The sequence below is a fragment of the Vibrio sp. SCSIO 43133 genome, assembly GCF_023716845.1.
GTDB classification, from domain to species: Bacteria; Pseudomonadota; Gammaproteobacteria; order Enterobacterales; family Vibrionaceae; genus Vibrio; species Vibrio mediterranei.
The window spans coordinates 539,924-561,442 of sequence record NZ_CP068025.1 but is presented as its reverse complement, the minus strand read 5'-3'; the positions used below and the strand labels follow the sequence as shown (position 1 = coordinate 561,442).

Annotated in this window: 11 protein-coding genes; 9 read left to right on the top strand and 2 right to left on the bottom strand. The window is 42.8% G+C overall.

Going from position 1 to position 21,519, the window contains the following annotated elements; all coding sequences use genetic code 11:
• Positions 1-9: 9 nt before the first annotated feature.
• Positions 10-657 (bottom strand): hypothetical protein, encoded by a 648-nt coding sequence (locus JKJ11_RS19330; RefSeq protein ID WP_006073580.1) that lies wholly within the window; start codon positions 655-657, stop codon positions 10-12.
• Between the two features lie 262 nt (positions 658-919).
• On the opposite strand from JKJ11_RS19330, the gene JKJ11_RS19325 reads away from it, so the two are divergent.
• Genes JKJ11_RS19325 through JKJ11_RS19300 form a run of 6 tightly spaced genes read left to right on the top strand, consistent with a single transcriptional unit; the run spans position 920 to position 16,543 of the window.
• Positions 920-10,195 carry a T1SS-143 repeat domain-containing protein gene (locus tag JKJ11_RS19325; RefSeq protein WP_252039810.1) on the top strand — a complete coding sequence of 3,092 codons (9,276 nt, stop codon included), beginning with the start codon at positions 920-922 and terminating at the stop codon, positions 10,193-10,195.
• A 26-nt stretch (positions 10,196-10,221) separates the two neighbouring features.
• Positions 10,222-12,366 (top strand): type I secretion system permease/ATPase, encoded by a 2,145-nt coding sequence (locus tag JKJ11_RS19320; RefSeq protein WP_031493106.1) that lies wholly within the window; start codon positions 10,222-10,224, stop codon positions 12,364-12,366.
• Complete coding sequence (locus JKJ11_RS19315; protein ID WP_124942130.1) at positions 12,356-13,684, top strand: HlyD family type I secretion periplasmic adaptor subunit; 1,329 nt, start codon at positions 12,356-12,358, stop codon at positions 13,682-13,684. The genes JKJ11_RS19320 and JKJ11_RS19315 overlap by 11 nt, the downstream gene beginning before the upstream one ends.
• Positions 13,685-13,702: 18 nt before the next feature.
• Entirely contained in the window at positions 13,703-15,022 is a 1,320-nt protein-coding gene (locus JKJ11_RS19310) for a TolC family outer membrane protein (RefSeq protein ID WP_006073589.1), read from the top strand.
• Positions 15,019-15,636 carry an OmpA family protein gene (locus JKJ11_RS19305; RefSeq protein ID WP_252039809.1) on the top strand — a complete coding sequence of 206 codons (618 nt, stop codon included), beginning with the start codon at positions 15,019-15,021 and terminating at the stop codon, positions 15,634-15,636. Before JKJ11_RS19310 ends, JKJ11_RS19305 begins: the two co-directional genes overlap by 4 nt.
• Positions 15,629-16,543, top strand: a complete 915-nt coding sequence (locus JKJ11_RS19300; protein ID WP_252039807.1) for a PstS family phosphate ABC transporter substrate-binding protein — start codon at positions 15,629-15,631, stop codon at positions 16,541-16,543. The genes JKJ11_RS19305 and JKJ11_RS19300 overlap by 8 nt, the downstream gene beginning before the upstream one ends.
• 49 nt (positions 16,544-16,592) lie before the next feature.
• Here JKJ11_RS19300 and JKJ11_RS19295 read toward each other — a convergent pair whose 3' ends face one another.
• Positions 16,593-18,647 (bottom strand): alpha-amylase, encoded by a 2,055-nt coding sequence (locus JKJ11_RS19295; protein ID WP_252039806.1) that lies wholly within the window; start codon positions 18,645-18,647, stop codon positions 16,593-16,595.
• A gap of 170 nt (positions 18,648-18,817) precedes the next feature.
• Here JKJ11_RS19295 and JKJ11_RS19290 point away from each other — a divergent pair, with 170 nt between their 5' ends.
• The 3 genes from JKJ11_RS19290 to JKJ11_RS19280 all read left to right on the top strand — a co-directional run bounded on the left by JKJ11_RS19290 (position 18,818) and on the right by JKJ11_RS19280 (position 21,290).
• Positions 18,818-19,393, top strand: coding sequence for a hypothetical protein (locus JKJ11_RS19290; protein ID WP_031494935.1), 576 nt, complete (start codon positions 18,818-18,820; stop codon positions 19,391-19,393).
• A 468-nt stretch (positions 19,394-19,861) separates the two neighbouring features.
• Positions 19,862-20,815, top strand: a complete 954-nt coding sequence (locus JKJ11_RS19285) for a TerC/Alx family metal homeostasis membrane protein (protein WP_006073600.1) — start codon at positions 19,862-19,864, stop codon at positions 20,813-20,815.
• Positions 20,816-21,101: 286 nt separating this feature from the next.
• The gene (locus JKJ11_RS19280) at positions 21,102-21,290 is read left to right on the top strand and encodes a hypothetical protein (RefSeq protein WP_006073603.1); all 189 of its coding nucleotides are present in this window, start codon (positions 21,102-21,104) and stop codon (positions 21,288-21,290) included.
• The last annotated feature ends 229 nt before the right edge of the window (positions 21,291-21,519 follow it).

The window sequence follows — 21,519 nt, the reverse complement described above, 5'->3', positions numbered from 1 at the left end:
TTGTATTCGTTAACCCGATAAAGACTCCCATTGAGTTGGGTTAAGAGCCTGAGGTTTTATCTGTACCCGACCATCTCTAGCCCTGCAAATACCCTGATTTACATCCCATGCTCCTTCGCGAATGTACTTGTGTATGCCTTGCGTACCCTGTTTATAGTACGAATCTAGTTTTCCTCTATAACCGTAGTAAGTACATTTGTCATAACCCCAGCCATACATGTAATCCGCCAGTGCTTGTGCGAAACTGCGTTTTCCGTTGAGCCACGAGCCACTATTGCAGTTATAGCACTTTATCTTTCCTCTAAAAGATTTGGGCAAACCGTTTTCTCTAAGTCTATCAACAACAAATCGGTGGCCTAGTTCCTTACCGCCTTTCGAGGTTTTAATATACTCGCTACCAGGTTCGCCGTGTCCTCTAATATAGATTTGGTCATCGTTAGAAATGGTTTTTAATTCGTTTATAACGGTTTTTGGTTCATACCAAATCTGGATAGCCTCTTTATTCTTGGTGTTTAGCAGGTATTCAATCCATTGATGGTTTTTTCGGTGACCAGCGAATGTAGATAAACCGCCGCTATCGGTGGGCTGATCACCATATTCTATGTATGACAATAAGTCTGTTGTTGGTGTTGGCATATACAATATTATTTTCGCCATGAAAATTCCTTTTTATCCATTTAAAACATGTGGTTAAAAGGTGATTTGACCACAAACATATCCTAGTAAATGACAGCAAATGTTCTGATCTTAGATTAAGAAATGCGACCTTGTACCCAAATCCTGATGTCAATATTGCAACGAATAAGCACTAATGCTGTTTAAAAACTGAGAACTGAATGCATTTTTAGCAACATTTCAAGCAGCGGTCTCAAGAAATACTAATCTTAATGAATAAGTTAGTGTGGTTTGGGGTTTGAGTATGGTACCAGTTCTTTACATGCAGCTAGGCGATGTTGTGTGGAAAGTATTTGCCGATGGATCGTGGGAACGCGTATCGAATGACGAAGTATTGTTAAAAGGGGTCCAGTTTGTAAAGCAAGAAGTTCAAGAACTCGGCGAAGATGTTCAATTGTCTGAGACACAAATTGCTGATACGGAGCGCGTGTTATCTCAGACGATAAATAACCTATCTAATAACATTACAAATGCAAATGGGACTGTTGATGAGACCAATTCAGGCTCTAGCGACAGTGCAGGGTTTGTCATTGCCTTAAAAGCAACTTTGGATGAAACGATCGCCCAAGCAGGATTTGATACCAGGCCAGGAATATTTGACTCTCAAGAAACTCGACCAGAGTTATTAGCACTCGATATCCTCTCAGAGCAAGCTCAAATCACGGTAGATATTTTAGATGGTGGGGATGGTTACGAGAACCAGTTCGAGGTACCAAATGTCACAATTGTCGGAACAACAACCGACGTTCGTGACGGCCGAATAGTTCAGATAACGATTTCCGATCAACAAGGTAATATTGTAGAAGCTCAAGCAATCACTCAGGACAATGCATACTCTGTCACTGGAGTTGTTCTAACAGAACTAATGGAAGGACCGTTGAGTGTTAATGCCGCTGTTTCTGACGACTTTGGTAATAGCATTTCTGCTAATGACGAAACGATAAAAGATACACTGGCGAACATTACCGTTGAAGCAGATGGTTTTGGTGACGACTACCTTAATGCCATAGAGGTTAGTACAAGTGCTTATTTGGGTAGCGTCGCAAATGTTGAATCTGGACAGCCTATCAATTGGGTAATTACCGATGAACAAGGTAACTCGATTACAGGCTCATCTACGGTTGATGAAGTCGGAGTGTGGAATGTCAACACTCTGGATGTAACGACTCTAGAAGATGGAGTCTTGACCATTGAAGCTTCCACCATCGATATTGCAGGTAATCCTGCAAACTCCACCGATACCATTATTAAAGATACTCAAGCCCTTATTACGGTATCGATCGATGACATGGATGGGGTCATCAATGAAAACGAGATAACTAACTCAACGATCTCAGGAACTGTGACTGATGTTGAAGACGGTCAGATCGTTGAGATTGTTATTACAGGCCAAAACGGATCGCCGCTTAATCTAAGTGCAACGGTAACGAATAGTGCTTGGAGCGTATCTGGTGTTGATCTATCTTCGTTTAGTAATGGACCACTAAATGTGGTTGCTTCCACCGTTGACGTAGCCGGAAACCCAGCGTCAGCGGCTGATACGTCTACGATTGATGTCGTAAAGCCAACTATTGATATTGATACTCTGCAAGGGTTCAATATCCTTTCGTTTCGTGCTGGCAACCTGACTACTCTGCAAGGAACGACAGGACTCGTAGAAGAAGGGTTACCTGTTACAGTCATTGTGAGTGATGGCGTAACGACATTGGAGTTTCAGGGTAATGTCGATAACTCTGGCAACTGGATGGTCAATGGTATAGACATTGGTTTACTCGATAAGGGTGTTGAGTGGACACTAGACGCAAAAGTTTCAAACGCGGTCGGGAACACTGCTATCGACGACATGCCGACCATTATATTACCGGAATCGCTGGCATTTTCTGACACCGTAGTGGGGATCTTTGGTTCCCAAGATAAAGAATCGGATATACGCATTCAAAATGCAGACTTTAAATTTTATGAAGAACAAGACTTAATTGATCAGCTCACGTCCAATGGTTTGAGCATAACGGTAACGGTGACAAATCGAGTCATAACTGGCGTTCGTAGTGACGGTGAAACGGTATTTATTGCTACATTAGCCGGTGATTCGGTGAACATCGCTTTTAAAGAAGTGATCGATCAAGATGCGCCATTAAACTCCATTCAAACGGCTCTTTTAGTACAAGGAACTCAAACTGACGCAGACGGCACCACGGAAGTGGTTATTGGGCATTTACCGATAAACATCGTTGATATCGCTCCGGTATTGTTTAATGATTTCTCTTTTGTTACCGAGGGAGAGGTTCGATCAGGTAACGTTCTGAATAATGATATCGATCTCGATGGCGCATTAACCATAAACAAAATAATCGTTGATAATGTGGAGTACGCGGTCAGCGGCAGTACTCCAACGGTGGTAACTTTATCTGAAGGGCAGCTCAGTGTGTTTGCCAACGGACACTACAACTTCGCTGCGAACCGAAATCAAGACGCTTCGACTAATCCTAAAATTCAATTCGATTATTTTGCTAGTGACCAAGAAAATGATTTTGGTCAGGCTACTGCGACCATCTTTATTCGTGACGGTGATGCCGGTGAGGTGTTAGAAGGTTCTACGTCTTTTATTGAAGCTGATGCCGATTTGCGTCCCCAAACCATCAATGCCCAGTTCTCAGTTGCTCCAGGTTCAGATAATCCAGATCCGAACAGTCTGTTTTTTGAAGCTTCGACTATCAACTTGCTAGATAACCTTGCCCTGACCAGTGGTGCCAATCTAATGGACCTGAGTTATAGCCTAAATAACGATTCGACAGTCATTACTGCCACGTCGGGCAGTCAAACAGTCTTTACCATTACCTTATCAGGCGCAGTATCTTCCGGTGACTCTACGTATGTAACGGGTAATGTGAAGATAATCCTTGAGCGCCCTTTAAACCATCCGAATAAAAACGATCTGCTGAAACTACCTTTGCTTATAGGAGGGAAAGACACAGATGGCACCGATTTAGAATCTGGTGAGTTTACTTTGTTAATTGAGGATGGTTCGGATCCCGTATTAACGTCAATTAGTGATGCTTCCGTATCAGAAAGCGATGTCAGTACTGATTCTGCGTCGGGGGCTGGTCAATTTGATGTTGCACTCGGTGCTGATGATCTTGATACAAACATCTCCAATAATGCCTCAGTATACTTTGAGATTGGCGAACAGCCCTTAGTGTATAGCAATGGAGAAGAAGTGCTTTACACCGTAAGCCCGACAGGTTCAATTTTGACAGGGTACATTGGTGATATTTCGAATGTGGTTTTTATTATTTCCTTTACTTCACCGGATGCAAGTACAGGAGGTTTGGTTGATTACACGTTCGAGCTAAAACAGCAAATAGATAATACTTCTGATCCGATGCAGCTTCCCTTTATTGTTACCGCAAGAGATTCTGACAAAGATGTCACCAAACTAACCTTGAATGTTACCGTTAATGATTCAGGCGAAGCATCTTTAGGTACAACTGCGCTTGACGTCACTGAATTACCAAAAGGCACAGCGCCAGATGAAATAACAACGAGCGATAGCAGCGCAATATTTATTACCGCGTCGGAAGACAATATCGTCGAAGTGGATCTGGGTATTACAAGCGGTAATGCGGTTGTTGATTCGTTAGGAAATCCAATTACCACTAATGGGCTAAACATCGTTTGGCGCGACAACGGTGACAAAACGTTTGATGGTGTTGATGAAAACGGCGTAGTTGTGTTTCGAGTGGGCTTGCCAAATGATTACGAGGTCGAATCTGGACTCACATCGAGTTTCCAATTGTCGTTTCGAGTATTTAAAGAGGTAGACCATGGCAATGATGGTAGTTTAAATGAGTTATCTATTAACTTACCCGTAGTGGCAAGAGATGTTGACGGGACTGAAACAACGGCAGTATCTACAGTAAAAATCTATGATGGTGGTGACCCCTCTTTAGTTACTCATGACCTTGCGATTGATGAAGCGCTTCTCGCTGATTCTCCTGAAGTGGATATTGTTCTATCAAATGCGCTTGAATTTGTGCGAGGTTCCGATGCGATAGTGGCAATAGATATCGACCTATCGACCTTTAACGCTGCTGGTTATTCCAGTGGCGGCGACAATATCATGCTCACAGCGAGTAACATTGATGATTGGTATATTGCTAGTCAGGCGATATCTGGTGAAGAGGTTTTTCGAATTCGATTGAACCTTGATGGATCTGCAGAGTTTGTTCTTACAAAGCCGCTCGATCACCCTTTAGGTAATGGAACCAATACATTGGATATCGATTTCCCTGTTTATGCGACAGATGCAGATGGGGACATATCGGTAGTAACAAACCTGACGGTAGTCGTAACAGACGATGTGCCCTCAGTGACAAGTGAAACTCTAGAATTGACAGAAGGTGAAACCTTTTCAGGCAACTTACTCAGTACATCTGCTATGGGCGTAGATGGCGCCACGATTACATCGTTTAAATACGAGTCAACAGAATATGATTTCTTAACGAATGACCCTGAAGTCATTACGCTTACTAACCAAAATAATGCTAACTCGAGTTATGGCACACTTACATTGCATTCTGATGGTAGATATACCATTGCAACTGATACAAATGTAGATGCAAGCCCAGCGTTGGTTGACGATATCGAATTCACCGTCACTGACTTTGATGGCGATACGGTGACAAGTACTGCTTCATTGATTCTAGATGACTCAACAGGAGTCATACGAGTTACCAACACTGAGATTCGAGAGGATGAAACGGCCACATTAGATATCAAAGTCTATGTGGGTGATTTCGACCAAAATGAAAATGTCAGTGCAATAACGTTGAGTGACCTTCAAGGCGGGACGCTTTATCTTGATAGTGTGGCTTTAGTTCCCGATGGAAGCGGTGTCGTTACCTTGACAGATGCACAGATCTCTAAAGGTGCAGGAGACTATTTTGTTCCTGATGGTGTGTTGACTTATGTCCCTAAGCAGAATGAATCGAATACCACCCTCACTGGGAATGTCGTTGCTTTAGTTATTGGGGCAACGATAACTAGGACTGGTGTGGCGGACGAAGATGTTAATAGTGAAAATCTAGATATTTCTGTGTTGCCAGTGGCAGACGCTCCTGACTGGGCAAGCTCGCAGTTTGAATATGCCTTGACGGAAGATATCGACAGAACATTCCCACTAAATATTGATGCCCAGTTAGCCGACACTGATACCTCAGAAAAACTCTCCTATCAGATCTCTAATATTCCTAACGGTATAACGATTAAGCTTGATGGCAGTAAGATCGTCGAAGGTAAAAGCTATACTCAGAGTCAGTTGGACCAGATGACGATCACGGTACATAAAGATCTAGCAGGTGAGTTTAGTTTCGATATCAAAGCTATCGCGACAGAAAAAGGCAACAGTTTTTCGAGCCCTGACGATAAGACTGAAGAAATAGCCAATGTCGTGGTGATTAAAGTCTCTCCCGATGCAGATCAGCCAGAGCTTACGGTTAAAGATATCAGAGGGCTAGAAGATCAAACGATAGACCTAAAAGCAGCCATTTTCGGTAATTTAACGGACACTGACGGTTCAGAGACTCTTAAATATGACATTGTAGTTCAAGATGGTTGGTCATTTACAGGTAGTGGTTATCAATTAATTTCAGCAAATACGTATCGTGTGGACTCTGAGGCGATATTGAACTCACAAGCGTTACTAGTCCCAAAACAGGATATCAGCTCGGTAACTGAATCCCTATCGATTCAAGTGACTGCGGTAGCAATCGAGTCAACCATCGACGGTTTAGCACCGGTGAATGATGAAGCCTACAGTGATTCAAAGACTATCAATATTCATCTTAAAGGTGTTGTAGATCCGCCCATCGCACAAGATGGAGGTAATGGTAATTGGGACTTCGATAGCAATACCAATACAATTCAGTCGATAGGGAGCTTTCTTGAAGATGGCCTCGTGCCATTAGACTTCGAGTTCATCACAAGTGATGATGATGTGTCTGAAACGCTGAATATTTTGATCACTAATATACCGGATGATATTTCTTTGGTAGATAGCGCTGGTAATCCAGTAGCACTTACCATCGCAGAAATTGACCCTATTACAGGTAATATCTACCAGGTCAGTAATAGTGAGCTTGCTGCTCTTTATATAAAACCGCTCGAAGATTTCAGTGGACGAATGACCTTTGATGCAACGGTCGTGTCGACAGAGCCAGACGGCGATTCAGGTTCCTTTGACTATACAGTACAGATCGATTTGTTACCGGTCGTTGACCAGAGCGATGGGTTATCTGTAGTGACCACAGGTGTAGAAGATGCACAGATATCATTGAACCTAGAGCCAAGAATTAGTGGTGACAACGATAAAAGTGAAACTTTGACAGGTTATATTATCGATTCAGTGCCTTCGGATCTTACGCTCTACTTTGATGGTACAGTTATCAGCGTTCCGTCTTCAGGTTTGGATTTGGAAACACTACTCGACGCTACAACACCGACATTAGATAGCTTGCTAAATAGTGGGCGTCTTAGCGTCGTACCTAAGGAAGATCTCAGTGATACGTTTAGCATACCAATCCGTTACGAAGTAACTGATACGTCTGGATTAGGAGTTACGAGTGAAAAAACGATAATTGGTGAACTGACTATTGCTGTCGCTGCTAAAGTTGAAATAGATACTCGTTTAGAAACATCCATTGATTTGTTTGTTAGCGATGACGGCTCGCCTGTTGATGTCTCTTCAGCGGTTAAGTTTATCGATGAGGACATAGATGGCTCAGAGTATCTTGATTATATCATTTTAGAGATTCCCACTGGTTATGAACTTTTTGTGACTAGCACAGGCAATGAGCCTCAGCAAACACCAGATGGTAATTGGTTGATATCAGCGCAAGGATTAACGAGTGACTCGATCCAAGAGTTGGGTAAATTGATTCTCGATGGCATTTCAATTGAGAGTAAAACAGACACGCCTATTTTAGATATTGTTGTAAAAGCGCGAGTCGTTGACGGAGATGACGCTCGTTATATTGATGGTGTCTTTCAAATTCAAGTAACGGGACACAGTGGTGGAGGTCAACCCTGTGATCCGATCGGACCGCCAGAGCCTATCGAAACTGGCGATGATATAGAATTCGATGAAGGGACAGAGGTCCTAGACTTATCAGGGTTGCTTGAGCCTGATATTGCCAGTGATCCAGACAATGAGATTTCGTTTTATGTTCCTACCTCGTCTCTACCGGACGGTGTAGAGCTTCAAGGGAATGGCGTGATTCCTGTTTACGATAATGATGGCGAACTCATTGGGTATTCGATCAGTCAAACAGGACTGAGTAATTTGCAGATTACAGGGTTAGATGAAGACTTCGCTGGCTGCTTATCTTTTTCAATAGAAACGACGGAAACTTCAAGCTGTGATGGCTCTTCACTGACGACAACCCAAACCATTAACATTGACATTAAACCCGTGGTGGATGAGATCATTTTGTCGACAGCGTTTACCGATATCGATGAAGACGTCACTACTGATCTAGACCTAACGTTAGTGTTGGGTGATTCAATTGAATTAGGACAAACCGTCATCGGCGAAGGTGACTCTGCAACCGGAAAGGAAACGGTCAATTCCTTCACTATCGCAGTTTCTGGTGGTGCTCAGCTCTCTGCAGATGGGGATCCTAGCTGGTTAGTTGATAATGGTGACGGTTCTTGGACATTAACTGATGTGACTAAACTACCGGAAGTAAAACTCGTCCCTCCAGAGAATTTCAGTGGTGATTTATCGTTAACAGCAACCGTTTCAATTACCGATAAGACAGATTGTCTTGCTGAGACAGATACTCAAATTAAAACCGTCACCAAAATCGTCACTATTAATCCTATCGTTGACCCTGCAGATCTAGTAACAACTGATATTTTGGGCGATGAGGATAGCTACATTTCACTTGCGACGCTAAGTGCGGACCTGATCGATAAAGATGGCTCTGAAAATATGTCTATCAGTCTGTCAGGGGTTCCCGAAGGTGCGGTCGTTGTGATTAAGTCGGGGTCTAGTTATCAATTAGTACCTAATAATGGCCCAGATGGCGGGACGTTTAATGGTTCACCTACCTATGAATGGCAGTTGGATGTCGCCACGCTGAATGACACCTTTATTCTGCCACCTCTGGACTTCAGTGGTGATATTCCACTTGAGTTAAGAGCCATTACCCAAGAACTTGCCACAGGTGATACTCGAATTACTGAATCCAACTTTACTCTTGGGGTAAAACCTATCGGTGATGACATCGAGTTTTTTGGATTGCCAGATTCGGTATCGGGGGATGAAGATGCAGTGATTGATATCCCCGTTGAGATTACCAGTTTAGAAACGAATAGCGATGAGTCTCTAACGATAGTCGTCACGGTTAAAGGAACTGACGACCCTAATGCTATTGATGGTATAGAAAGTATTAGGATCGACGGCAAAACAGCGAAATTTGTTCAAGTGGGTAATATTGCAACCGCCACTCTTATTTTGAGCACTAGTTCGATTAATAGTATTGAACTGTTCGCAGGTAATGCGTTTGGTGAAATAGATATGACTATCACTGCCGATACTCTGGATCAGAATACAGTGCTTGGCAATCGAGTTTATGATGTAGGTCCATTCAAACAAGATACGGTTCACCTTTCAATAACGCCGGAGCCAGACGAGCCAATTCTTACCCTTGAATATGATGCCATATACTCGATTGCAGAAGGAAATATACCGTTAGGGCTCGAACTGTCATTAGTGAATCCTGCGGATAGCGAGACGGGAAAGCTGACCATTATTGGATTGCCATCAGATATCACGTTATCCAAAGGACAAGCAAGTGGGAGCGATTGGGTTGTGGACTTAGCTGATGTTGCCGATCTGGCTATAACAGGATATCCAGTCATCCCTAGTGATAGTCCACTGGAATTTACTTTAACCTTAGAACCAAGTGCTGAACTCAATGGCAATAGCGCCGATGGGCTCAGCACTGAGCTTCAAATAACGCTCTACGATACGGATACCGCGATTCATGACAGTGCAACTTCGGCATTCGAAGACGACCGCTTTTTGGGTACCAGTAAATCCGATACATTTGACGGTAGAGGTGGTGATGATTTTATCGATGGTGGTAACGGCAGTGACACTTTAACTGGAGGGGCTGGGGCTGACACGTTTTATTTTGGTGCTGATGAGCTAGGGCTTATCACTCATACCGACACCATCAGTGATTACGATACGGGTGCTAACACTGACTCTATTGATTTGAGTGACATCCTAGCGGGCGTGTCGACGGCTGCTGAGGCAGATCAACAAATGGATCTGGTCCAAGAAGGATCGAACGTCAGGATTGACCTTAAACCTGATGGAACAACGGTTAAGCATCACATAGTTTTAGAAAACACAACACTGGAACAGTTATACGGAGGGAACAGCACCAGTGGAGTGGCTGAAGTTGACATTATTCAAAAAATGATCGACGACCAAAACCTAATTTTGTCTTAAACCAATCTAAGTAGTAGGGAAACGCAGTGGATAAAACAGACAAGGATTATTGGTTACAGGCTATACAGTGGTTATGTAGGCACTTTGAAGTGCGTTGTCATCCAGTCAAAATAAAATCTGGACTTCCTTTAGATGAAGGAAAACTGTCCGAGGGGATATTTTCTAGAGCTTTGGAACGGCTTGGTATCGATATTATGGAGTTGTCGATTGCAGATATCACGAAAGCAGCATTACCATTGGTCGTTGTTGAGTCGGTGACACGTAATCCATTGATTGTGATAGGAGTGGATGGACAACAGATTACATACCTTAATGTTGAACAAGAGTTTAAACAAAGTACGGTCGATATTTCTGAATTTAGAGCACAAATAGACACCGCGTTATGGCAAATCAATGCCAACAGCATAATAGATGAGAGAGTCGATGACCTAAAACAGCATACTCCAGCACATTGGCTATTAATGGCAATCAAGGAAGTACGCCCTTGGTACCGTGACTTGCTGGTGGCCTCGTTTGTAATAAACGTGCTCGCACTCGTTGTCCCTTTATTTACTATGAATGTTTATGACCGAGTGGTGCCCAATCAAGCCTTTAACACACTGTGGGTTCTGTCGATTGGTGTGGCTATAGTGATTGTATTTGACTGGATACTCAAAGAGTCACGAAGTTCGGTTACGGATATGGCCAGCCGCTACGTTGACAACAAACTCTCATCACAGCTGTTTAGTAAAACAATGGGGATGAGGTTAGAAAACCGACCTCAATCTGTTGGTGCATTTTCAAGACAGCTGCAAGACTTCGATTCGGTCAAAGAGTTTTTGACCTCTGTAACGTTAGTCACACTTGTGGATCTGCCTTTTACGTTTCTATTTTTGGTGTTAATAGGCTGGTTAGGTGGGGCGATGATGCTAATTCCTATGGGGGTCATGCTACTTTTAGTAGTCATCAGTGTTGCTATGAAAAGGAAAGTAGAAGGGACGTTAGAGGAAACCTCCCGTCTTTCTACTCAACGCCAGGCGCAGCTCATTGAAAGCCTCAACGCACTGTCTGAAATCAAACAGAACAATGCTCAAGGTTTACTACAAAAACGTTGGGAACAGGTCGTCTCATCTCTTTCTACGTGGCAAAGCCGTTCACGAACCTACACAAATATTGTTTCGCATTGCATTCAATCTAGCCAACAGATAGTGACGGTGTCACTCATTGTCTTCGGCGTTTATCAGATCGCAGAAGGTCTGCTCACTATGGGAGGCTTAATAGCGATAGTGATGCTAAGTGGACGTGCTGGAAGCTCGATTAATCAGCTGTCGATGCTAATGCTGAGATACCAACAATCAAAAACAGCAATGGAAGGGCTAAATCAAATCATGAGCTTGCCTCAAGAAGATACCAACCATCAGGTGTTGGAACGAGGTAGCTTTAATGGTCATATCAAACTCGATAATGTAGGTTTTGTCTATCCCGAGATGCACGCTGAAGTGTTATCAGGAATCGATATCGAGATTAAAGCAGGCGAAAGGATTGGCATTGTAGGGGCCGCTGGGGCCGGTAAGTCTACGTTAATGTCTTTGCTGTTGAAGCAATATGAGCCGAGTAGTGGTCAAGTCTATTTTGAAGGTTTGGATTCAAAATTATGGCCTCACAGTGTGTTGCGTGAAAACACGGGTTGGGTTGCTCAGCATAGTGTGCTGTTTTTCGGTTCTGTTTTCGAAAATATTACCTTTGGTGATACTCAGTTTGATGAACAAAGATTGGCGTACGCAATTCAATACTCTGGGTTGAACGATTATATGCCTCGCCTAGTCAATGGGTTAGAAACTCAAGTTGGAGAAGGTGGGCGAAATTTATCTGGAGGGCAACGACAAGCTGTGGCGTTAGCGCGAGCGTTGTATCGTCAACCAAAGCTACTTGCATTAGATGAGCCAACCAGTGCTTTAGATAGTCAAGCTGAACAGCGTTTCTATCAGGCTCTATTAAGAATGCCTAAAAATATCACCATGGTCATTAGTTCTCATAGGCAGTCATTCCTAGCTTTATGCGACCGTGTAATAGTCCTTGAACGGGGGAAAATTGCGCTAGAAGGATCGCCCAAGGATATTTTCGAACGTCGATCTAGTAAACACAAAGTCAAAAATATCTCCGTCATAAAAGGAGGTAGCCATGAGCACTAGTCACATCGAATGGAACAATCGTCAATTGGCTTATCGCTCCAGAAAGCTAATTTGGATTATTGCAGCTTTAGTCACGGTTATTATTGGTTGGGCATCATGGGCAACGCTTGATGAAGTTGTCGTCGGAGAGGGGTCAGTCGTTCCAAGTCAGTCTGTGCAAACCATTCAGTCTCTAGAGGGCGGGTTGATAGAGAACATACTAGTGAGACAGGGTGACTCGGTCATAAAAGGGCAGCCATTAGCGATTTTGGATGACACACGATTTAGAGCGTCATTCCAAGAGTCGGGTAAGCAGTTTGATAGCCTTGCCGCACAAAGAATCCGCTTAGAGGCGGAGCTGGCATCAGTTAAAGTCGACAACCAACAAAGTGATTGGCAAAAACAGGTAACAGTGACGCCTTTCGATATTGTTACCAACGATACCTCTAGTGCGGCGCTATTTAATGCAAAGGCTAACTATTATGAACGGCTAGAGCAAGTCATCTCAGAGCTAGAAGAATCAAAACTTAGAATCGAGCAACAAGCACAAGCGGTTAGTGATACTCAATCTAGCATTCGTACTCTGCAAAGTAGTTTAGCGATAGTTAAGAAAGAACGTGATTTACTCAAATCTGTCGTTGAAAGTGGTGCGGTGGCTGAAGTGGAGTTACTTAAACTGAATCGCGATGTCATCAGACTGGAAGGCGATTTATCGAGTGCAAAGGTTTCTGCTCAAAAACAGCGAGCCGCTTACGCTGAAGCAATAGCTGATCACAGAGGTATTGCGCTCAATTATCGAACTAAGGCTCAAGGTCAACTCAATGAAATCTCCGCGACGATAGCGCAATTGAAAGAGAGCCGACAAGCCATTGCCGACCAACTACGCCGAACTCAGATTGAGTCACCAGTAGACGCCACCGTTAAAGAAGTGTTCGTTCGAACCATTGGCGGTGTCGTTCGACCTGGTGAACCGATTATGGAGTTGGTACCCAAAAATTCGGGTTTGATCGTAGAAGCCAAGATTGCTCCCAAAGATATTGCTTTTATTTCAGTAGGTTTGGAGGCAACAGTCAAATTTTCGGCCTATGATTTTGTTATATATGGTGGACAAAAAGGCAAAGTGACGTATGTCAGTGCCGATGCGTTGCAAACTGAGGATGGTGCGGCTTACTATCGAGCTCACATTGAACTGGATCAGCAAGCACTCGAAGAAAAATCCTTTACAGTCATTCCTGGAATGCAGGCAGCAGTGGACATCTTAACTGGAGAAAAAACAGTTTTGAGTTATTGGTTAAAACCAATACTGAGAGCGAAACAGAACTCTTTACGAGAACGATAATAACGACAAGGAAAAAGTATGCGTTGTTCAAAGCTCATGCTGTCTATGTGTGTGGCGTTTGCATCTCAAGCTCACGCGATCTCACTAGAAGAGTCAGTAGCATTTGCAATCGATTATAGTCCAGAAGTACTTGCGCAGTATTCTAGATATCAATCGGTAGTTAGAGATGGTGATGCCGCGGGTGGTTATCGCTTACCGCAAGTAAATTTGTATGCTGCGGCAGGCGTAGAAGAAACTCGCTATAACAACGGCAATTATATTGACCCTGATGATAGACGATTAAACCGAACCGAATTAGGCGTTCGTGTATCACAGCTCTTATTTGATGGATTCGGTACTAGTGCGAATGTAAAACGCCTAGGTTACGAAGCAGAAGCTGAGCGTCTAACCCTGATTTCAAGGGCAGAAAATGTATCGCTTGATGTTGTCAGAATATATTTAGAGCTATTAGAAGCAGAAACGTTACTGCAATTGGCTAATAGGAATGTGCTCGAGCACCAAGAAATCTATCAAGACGTTTTAGACAAAAAACAGAAAGGGTTGGCAAGTAACTCCGATCTAGCACAGATCTCAGCACGTGTTGCGACCGCTCAGTCATCTCAAATATCGGCCCAAAACAACCTCTATGATTTGAAAACACAGTTTTTGCGCTTAGTAGGCAAGCCTGGCAGCGAATTGGTCTTTCCAAAATTCGACAGCGGCTTGCTCCCGAGTACCCTTGATACGGCAGTTCAACAAGCGGTTGATAACCATCCTGAGATTCAAGCTGCAATGATTGATATGGACGCCGCAAGGCAAGAGATTAGACGTGAAAAAGGCGATTATTATCCGGAAGTTAAATTGGAGTTGCACGCAAACAAAAATCGTAACGTAGGTAACGTAGTGGGCCCAGACGAAGATATGCGCGCCATGGTGACGCTGGATTACGATATTTTCAGTGGCTTTTCAACCAATGCACGAGTGGAGTCTTCGGCGTGGCGTTTGGAGGAGGCACGTGCCATAAGAGTACGAACTGAACGTGAAGTAAGAGAGGGTACTGAACTTGCGTGGAATGCGTACTCAATGTTGGAACAACAAATTCGCTTGCTTCAACAAAATGTCGATGCGGCAAAAATTGCTGAACTTGGTTACATCCAGCAATTCAATGTAGGACGACGCAGTCTGCTTGATGTCTTGGATGCCAAAGTTGAGGTCTTTCTTGCTAGACAAAACTATATCCGAAGTAAATACGACCGTACCTTCGCTGCATATCGACTGCTAAACGCGATGGGCGTGCTGACGTATGCATTACGTGTTGAACATCCAGACGAGTGGCAAAAAGAAGGAGAGTCGTCATGAAGCGATTATTTATCATGGGGCTCCTTCCTTTTGTACTTCTTGGCTGCGCTGAATCTCCTAACGTTAAAACCAATAGACATCAAATTGATGATTTACGTGATCAAGACCAAGATGGTGTTATTAATCAAAGAGATCGATGCCTTGATACCCCCAAGCATGTTGCGGTCGACAATACTGGCTGCGCAGATTGGCAAATTTCTGACAAACCAGTGGTTGTAAGTATTGATTTTGATTTCGATAAATCAAAATTACGTTCCGACCAAACGTCTAAAGTAAAGCGACTTGTCGATATGTTGGAGCAATACCCCAACTCAAATGTGGTTCTGATAGGGGATACTAGCTCAGAAGGAACCGACACTTACAACAAAGCGCTGGCTAAGCGCCGTACTGGTGCGATCCGTAATGAGCTTGAGCGAATGGGTATTGAATCAGAACGCATTTCGGAGCAGGAGTTCACGCAAACAACGTATTACACAGAACAGCTTCATAAACGTGAGCGTCGAACGATAGCGGTTTTTTATCGGCCTGAAATGAAAGTAACCGAGGAGTGGGATATCTTTACTTCGGAAAAAAACTTAAGCAGTGCGACTAAGGTGGAGGCTCCCAGTGAATAAACTGAGTACGGTAATTATCGGTAGCATGGCAGTTTCTCCGCTCGCCCTAGCAGACCAGCAAATGACACCGCCTTCTATTGTTGCTGTTGAGCACAACTTAGTCCCGTTAATGCAGGCATTGGTTGATGCAAAGCAATTAGATATCACTGTTAAAGGCAGTACTGATGTTCCTTATAGCATCACTAACAACAAACTTGCCATGGGAATTAGCTCTCGTAAATGGAAAGACAGGGAAGTGGCAAAATTTGTTCAAGTACATGGTTATAAGCCAACGGAGTTGTTCTTTACGGCTGATGTGATAGCAATTGTCGCCAATAAAAGCAATCAAACCCAATCTATTTCTGTGGCGGAGCTAAAACGAGTCTTTGGCTGCCATCCACAACCAGATGTGGTGAGGTGGGCGGACGGTAATGGACAGAGCACTATTCCTATGGTTCCTTTTGCTATCGACAATCAATTAGTAATGCACAAGGAGTTTTCAAGTTGGGTTACATGTAAAGATGACGAATACGCTGCGACGCACTTTGTGTCTGACAAACCAACATTTTTAAATGAAATTTCCGGTGAGGAAGGGGCGCTCGGTTATACCGTGTATAGTGATGAGCTGAAAGATACCAATATTTTAAAAGTCACCAACCGTTTTGGTGAGTCTTATGATGTGAATAAAGAAACGATATTGTCTGGACGTTATCCTCTGGCTAGCGTTTACTACATGTATCTAAATCTACCTCCGAATCGAGAGTATTTTAATGAGCAAGAAGAGTTCTTTATTGGCTTAACGTTGTCAGAAGAGCAGAAACCAGTGCTCAATCGATATGGATTCATCAGTTTGCCGCCAGAGGCTATTCAACGTAATCGAATTAGACTAAGGCTAGATGAACCCATGATAGAAGGGGGATATAAATGAGTTCTTAAGCATTCTAGCCTAAGAACTCTTGATTGAATGGCTCTAGCTGTTAGTTTCCAAAATAGGCGATGACGACTTTGTCGTCGCCTAATTCTCTTGAAAATACGTAAGCGTTATCATTCGACAATACTCTATGTTTTCCTGCACCGATGGCTGGGTGTCGATCTCTAAATTGTCCAACTGTTTCCCAGTGCTTCAACAGCTTTTGCTTATCATTTGAAAGCTCCCAAATCATGTCCGAGCGAGTACCTTGATGGAAGTCATCTGCATAAGGACCGATGTTTCTTCCCACCTCATCGCCGTAGTAGACTTGAATCGCACCAGGGCTTAGTAGCAGGGCGTTGGCCGCATTTCGTTGCATGTCATAGTCTTTAAAGCGGCTAAAAAACAGTTCTGTGTCATGAGAAGACATGTAGCTTACGGGATTAAAATCAGGTGAACTTTGAATGGTGTCAGCGTAATGCTGATAAGTGTCTGCCATTTGGCTAAAGCATGCAGCGCCTTTGTCGAGCTTCTTTTGCATATCAAAGTTAATTAAAGCATCAAACCCATCATCAAAGTAGGGGCTTCTGTAGGCGCTGTGCCCCCAAACTTCACCCATCATCCAGAAAGGCTGTCCTTCAACGTTATTTTCTGAACGCCACAACTCAAGACTAGACGTCGCTTCAGCTTTGAGTCTTTTCCAGACCTCGCCTTCAACGTGCTTGACGGTATCAACTCGATATCCATCTATACCAAAGCGTTTAACCCAATCAGTTTGCCATTCGATTAAGTAGTCGGCCACGGTATAATTGTCTCTTGCGACTACTCGTGTGCCTGGGTTATTTAGTAGAAACTCTGGTGGTTGAACGGTTTTATTTGATTCTGTTTTGAAATCTGGCAGACCTGCAAGGGACAAAGTTGTATCACTAGAGCCTGGCTTATCATAGCTAGGTAGCCCAGTTCTTACCCAATCAGGTCCCCACCAATCAGCCCAATTGTGTGAGTTGTAATTTATATTGATGTGATAACTGTGCCAATTTTCACCTTTCTTAGGTGCCCAGTGTGCCCAGGTCTTTGGAAGTATATCGGTAGTTTTGGCAACATCAATGTGGTCGAATTGTAGGTCGGCAAGTGTTGAATAGCCTGGATGATTAATGACTGCGTCCAACAAGACCTTTATCCCTCGCTTATGGGCTTCAGAAACAAGCTGCATCAAATCATTGTCATTACCAAAGCTCTGGTCAATTTTGGTGAAGTCACGAGCCCAGTAACCATGATAGGCATAAAATGGAAACGATCCACTATCGCCACCCCCAACAAAACCATGTACCTGCTCTACGATGGGAGAAAGCCAGATCACGTTGGTACCAAGCGCTTTAATATAATCTAGCTTCTCTGTGACGCCTTTTAAGTCGCCACCATGAAATGTCCCGATCTCATCTTTACCATCTTTTTGACGTCCGTAAGGTTGTATTGCCTCCGGGTTAGAATCTTTAAAACGATCGACCATGACGAAATAGATGTTGGCGTTTCTATAGTCGAACTTGGTGTTCGATTGGACTGATTTAACTGGCTCTAACAAGGTTAGACCGCCACTCGATGCGTTTGGTTGTAGTGAGACTTGACCATTTTGAACAGTGACTACTGAACCTGAAAACACATCTTTCAACTGTGTCCCATCGGGGTAAGAGCTTCCTAGATCAATAGTCTGGAGCTGGTTAGGGAGCCTTTCGCACTTAACATCTGGTATTGGACGTTTAAACTCAGTTTTAGCCACTTTTTTAGGCTGTCGTTTAAAGGTTAATGTGTGAAGTTTTTCATCGTAGCTAAAGGCGTAGTCTCCGGTGAACCTAATATTCAAAGGCAAAGTAGATGTTTTACCGCACAGGAGAGGAATTGGAGTGTTGAACTTGACCTTATTGGGCAACTCATTATTGCAGAGCGTATCTGTAGCGCTGATCTCGAGCTGATACTTATCTTTATTAAGAGTGACGACTAATGGCGTTGTAGGGTCGAGTGGATAGTCTCTGCTCGTTGTAGAGGTAGAGATGGTTAAGTAGGGTGATGCAAATAGCGATGGCGAAGCCAACAGCATATAAGCAAGTAGGGTCTTATGTTTCATGCTCATTCCGTTGTTCTAATAATCCGAGGTTACTATAAGTTGCCTCAAACGGTCTCACATCATTCTCATGCTCTACGCCTCAAAGTCAGAGTAAGCTCACATAACAGATTCTTAAGGATGAGTTAGAGGGGGATGAGTTCGTAGAAAGAAATAAAAGGTACTATAGAGAGATGAAATTAAGAATACTGTTGCTATCACTTCTGATTCCCTCTATCTCCTTTGCTATGACTACATGGCCATCTCGTTATGTGATGGGAGAGTTGCCGTTAAGTACCTTAAATCAGGTTAGGTCTCTGTCTGATGTATATGACTGTGGTGAAATAGAACATCAGCGTTTTTGTGGTTTTGATACAAAATACCGTGGCATTCCAATGGTGGCTGAGATCGATGTTGTGAATCAGTCAGTAGCGCGAGTGTCTTTTTTCATACCAATGACGGTTACAAATTACACAAGGCTTCAGACGTTACTGCGTTCTGACGGCTATCAATTAAAAAGCGTTAAAATAGCGGGTAAGGAATTGATTGTTGAAGATTTAATCAATCAGGATTTACCTCATATAGCCGATAAGAAACTCATAGAATTTTTGAACTTATATCCCATTTCTGAGTCCAAACTATTTACCTGGATCCGTAAAAATGAGATTCAGAATACGTTAGCAACAGAAACGCTTTTAATGACAAGTGACAAAGAGCAAATCATGCTCACTTGGGACTTTCCCCAGCTTTCTAACACTGTCACACAATAGTCTTACGACTGTCATTTCAATGTTACATTCAAAAAGTAACTTGAATTGCGTAAAGTATAGAAGGAGTTAACCATGAAAAAGATGAGACGTGCACAGCTTCATCGTTGTCGTATTCAATACTGGAAAGAAACAAACCAGAAAACAACGGATAAAGTAAAAGCGTAATCAAGCTTTACAAACCAAAACGTGAAACCAGCATAAAAAGAAAGTGCTGGTTTTTTCGTTTTTAGCTCACAAAAAAGATAGACAACCTCAAATTTGAGGCATACAATCCGCTCGTTTTGGGGAGTAGTCACCCGTTTATTTGTCGTCATCTCGTTAAGTCTAGAGCTTATCCGGCAAATAAGAGCGCAGACAGCGCTTTGACGAGACCAACGCAATCAAATGCTCAGTATTTTGTTACTGAGTGAAGTATTTGTTTGTGGAAGGTCGACACCCATACTCTTCGTCCTTCCGCCTGGAGGACTTATGAGCCCATCTATTTATGTTTCTTTCTTTGTACTAACGCTAGCTCTGGTTGCGTTGGACATATATCAAACTCGCGGTGGTCAAATCTCTATTCGCAAAGCAGCGATATGGAGTGTATTTTGGTTTCTACTAGCGTTTGCTTTTTCTGCAACGATTTACTTATTCTGGGACTTTTACGCTCCAGCAAGTGATTACACTGCGGAAAAGGCGACGGTGTCTTTCTTAACAGGGTACCTATTAGAGAAATCGCTGAGCGTGGATAACTTGTTTGTGTTTGCAATTATCTTCCACCAGTACGCAGTACCTGAACATTTGCGACCAAGAGCTCTGCTTTGGGGTGTTATAGGTGCATTGGTTTTAAGAGCAATAATGATCAGTGTTGGAGCTCAGTTACTTGCTGAGTTCCATTGGGTAATGTACTTGTTCGCGGCGTTCTTGATCTGGACAGGTATTAAGCTTGCAAAAGACTCAGGTGAGGATGAAGTAAACCCATTACCTGAACGTGTAATTAGAAAGCTAGTGCCCGTTACAGATGATTTTCATGGTAACAAGTTATCTATTATCGAAAACGGCAAACGTGTATTTACGCCAATGTTAGTCGTAATCGGTGTGATTGCGTTTATGGATATTATGTTTGCTCTAGACTCAATTCCTGCGATTTTTGCAGTTACTAGAGAACCGTTCTTAGTACTAGCGGCTAACGTATTTGCTCTGCTTGGGTTACGTTCTTTGTACTTTGTACTAGAGGGGATGATGAATCGTTTTGTTTACTTAAAACCAGCGTTGTCATTCATTATGATTTTCATCGGTGTGAAAATGGCATTAGTAGGTTCAGCTTGGGAAATTCCAACCTGGGTGTCGTTAAGTGTGATTCTTGTGACTATGACCGTAGCAACGGTTGCATCGCTCTATCGAGAAAAGCGCGAACCTCACATGGTGGATAAGAATAGCTAACGACAAATAGCAAAAAACCTCTTAATTATAAGAGGTTTTTTGTTTAACAAGAATACAACAACTATATTGTTGTTACGTATATGGCATGCTATTTATGCATTTATTTAAGCATATTGTGATTATTTAGTCACCATTTTGGGATAACATTAACTGGCTGTTGTTAATGTCTTGTTTTATTAGAATAACTAATGCGAATGCCTAAATTTTGTCATTTTTTAAACAGCGTTTTTTTGCCTAATATTGTCACCAACAACAACGAGTTACCCAGTTTTTAAGAGAGGCAATCATGGCACAAGCAATGAACATCGAAACTATCGCTGTACCCTCTATGGAAAAGAAAACCTACGCGGTTAACTTCAAAGGATTGATTGCACATTTACTAGACATTATGTTCGGTAAAGGCGAAGTAGAGAACACTTACTACGCAAACGAATTATCTGGTCATATGCAGCGTGATATCGGTATAAACCGATAAACACAAAGAATTTGAAAAAGAGCACCTAGTTATCTAGGTGCTCTTTTTTTTGCTCGTTTTAATAATCTTAACCCTATCAGTGTTCTTCAAAACCACCTTTTTTCTGTAACGTTTTTACTAACTCAACTCTTTCTGATTCCCGAGATGTGTTTTCTGTAACTACTTCAGTAGCCTCACTAAGATCCTCTGGAGAAAACACGTAATGTTTATTGACCGTCATAAGATAAGC

Bases quoted from the DNA above. Each gene is read 5' to 3' on its own strand.
- JKJ11_RS19330 (WP_006073580.1), bottom strand. From the start codon at position 657: ATGGCGAAAATAATATTGTATATGCCAACACCAACAACAGACTTATTG.
- JKJ11_RS19325 (WP_252039810.1), top strand. From the start codon at position 920: ATGGTACCAGTTCTTTACATGCAGCTAGGCGATGTTGTGTGGAAAGTA.
- JKJ11_RS19315 (WP_124942130.1), top strand. From the start codon at position 12,356: ATGAGCACTAGTCACATCGAATGGAACAATCGTCAATTGGCTTATCGC.
- JKJ11_RS19310 (WP_006073589.1), top strand. From the start codon at position 13,703: ATGCGTTGTTCAAAGCTCATGCTGTCTATGTGTGTGGCGTTTGCATCT.
- JKJ11_RS19305 (WP_252039809.1), top strand. From the start codon at position 15,019: ATGAAGCGATTATTTATCATGGGGCTCCTTCCTTTTGTACTTCTTGGC.
- JKJ11_RS19295 (WP_252039806.1), bottom strand. From the start codon at position 18,647: ATGAAACATAAGACCCTACTTGCTTATATGCTGTTGGCTTCGCCATCG.
- JKJ11_RS19290 (WP_031494935.1), top strand. From the start codon at position 18,818: ATGAAATTAAGAATACTGTTGCTATCACTTCTGATTCCCTCTATCTCC.
- JKJ11_RS19285 (WP_006073600.1), top strand. From the start codon at position 19,862: ATGAGCCCATCTATTTATGTTTCTTTCTTTGTACTAACGCTAGCTCTG.
- JKJ11_RS19280 (WP_006073603.1), top strand. From the start codon at position 21,102: ATGGCACAAGCAATGAACATCGAAACTATCGCTGTACCCTCTATGGAA.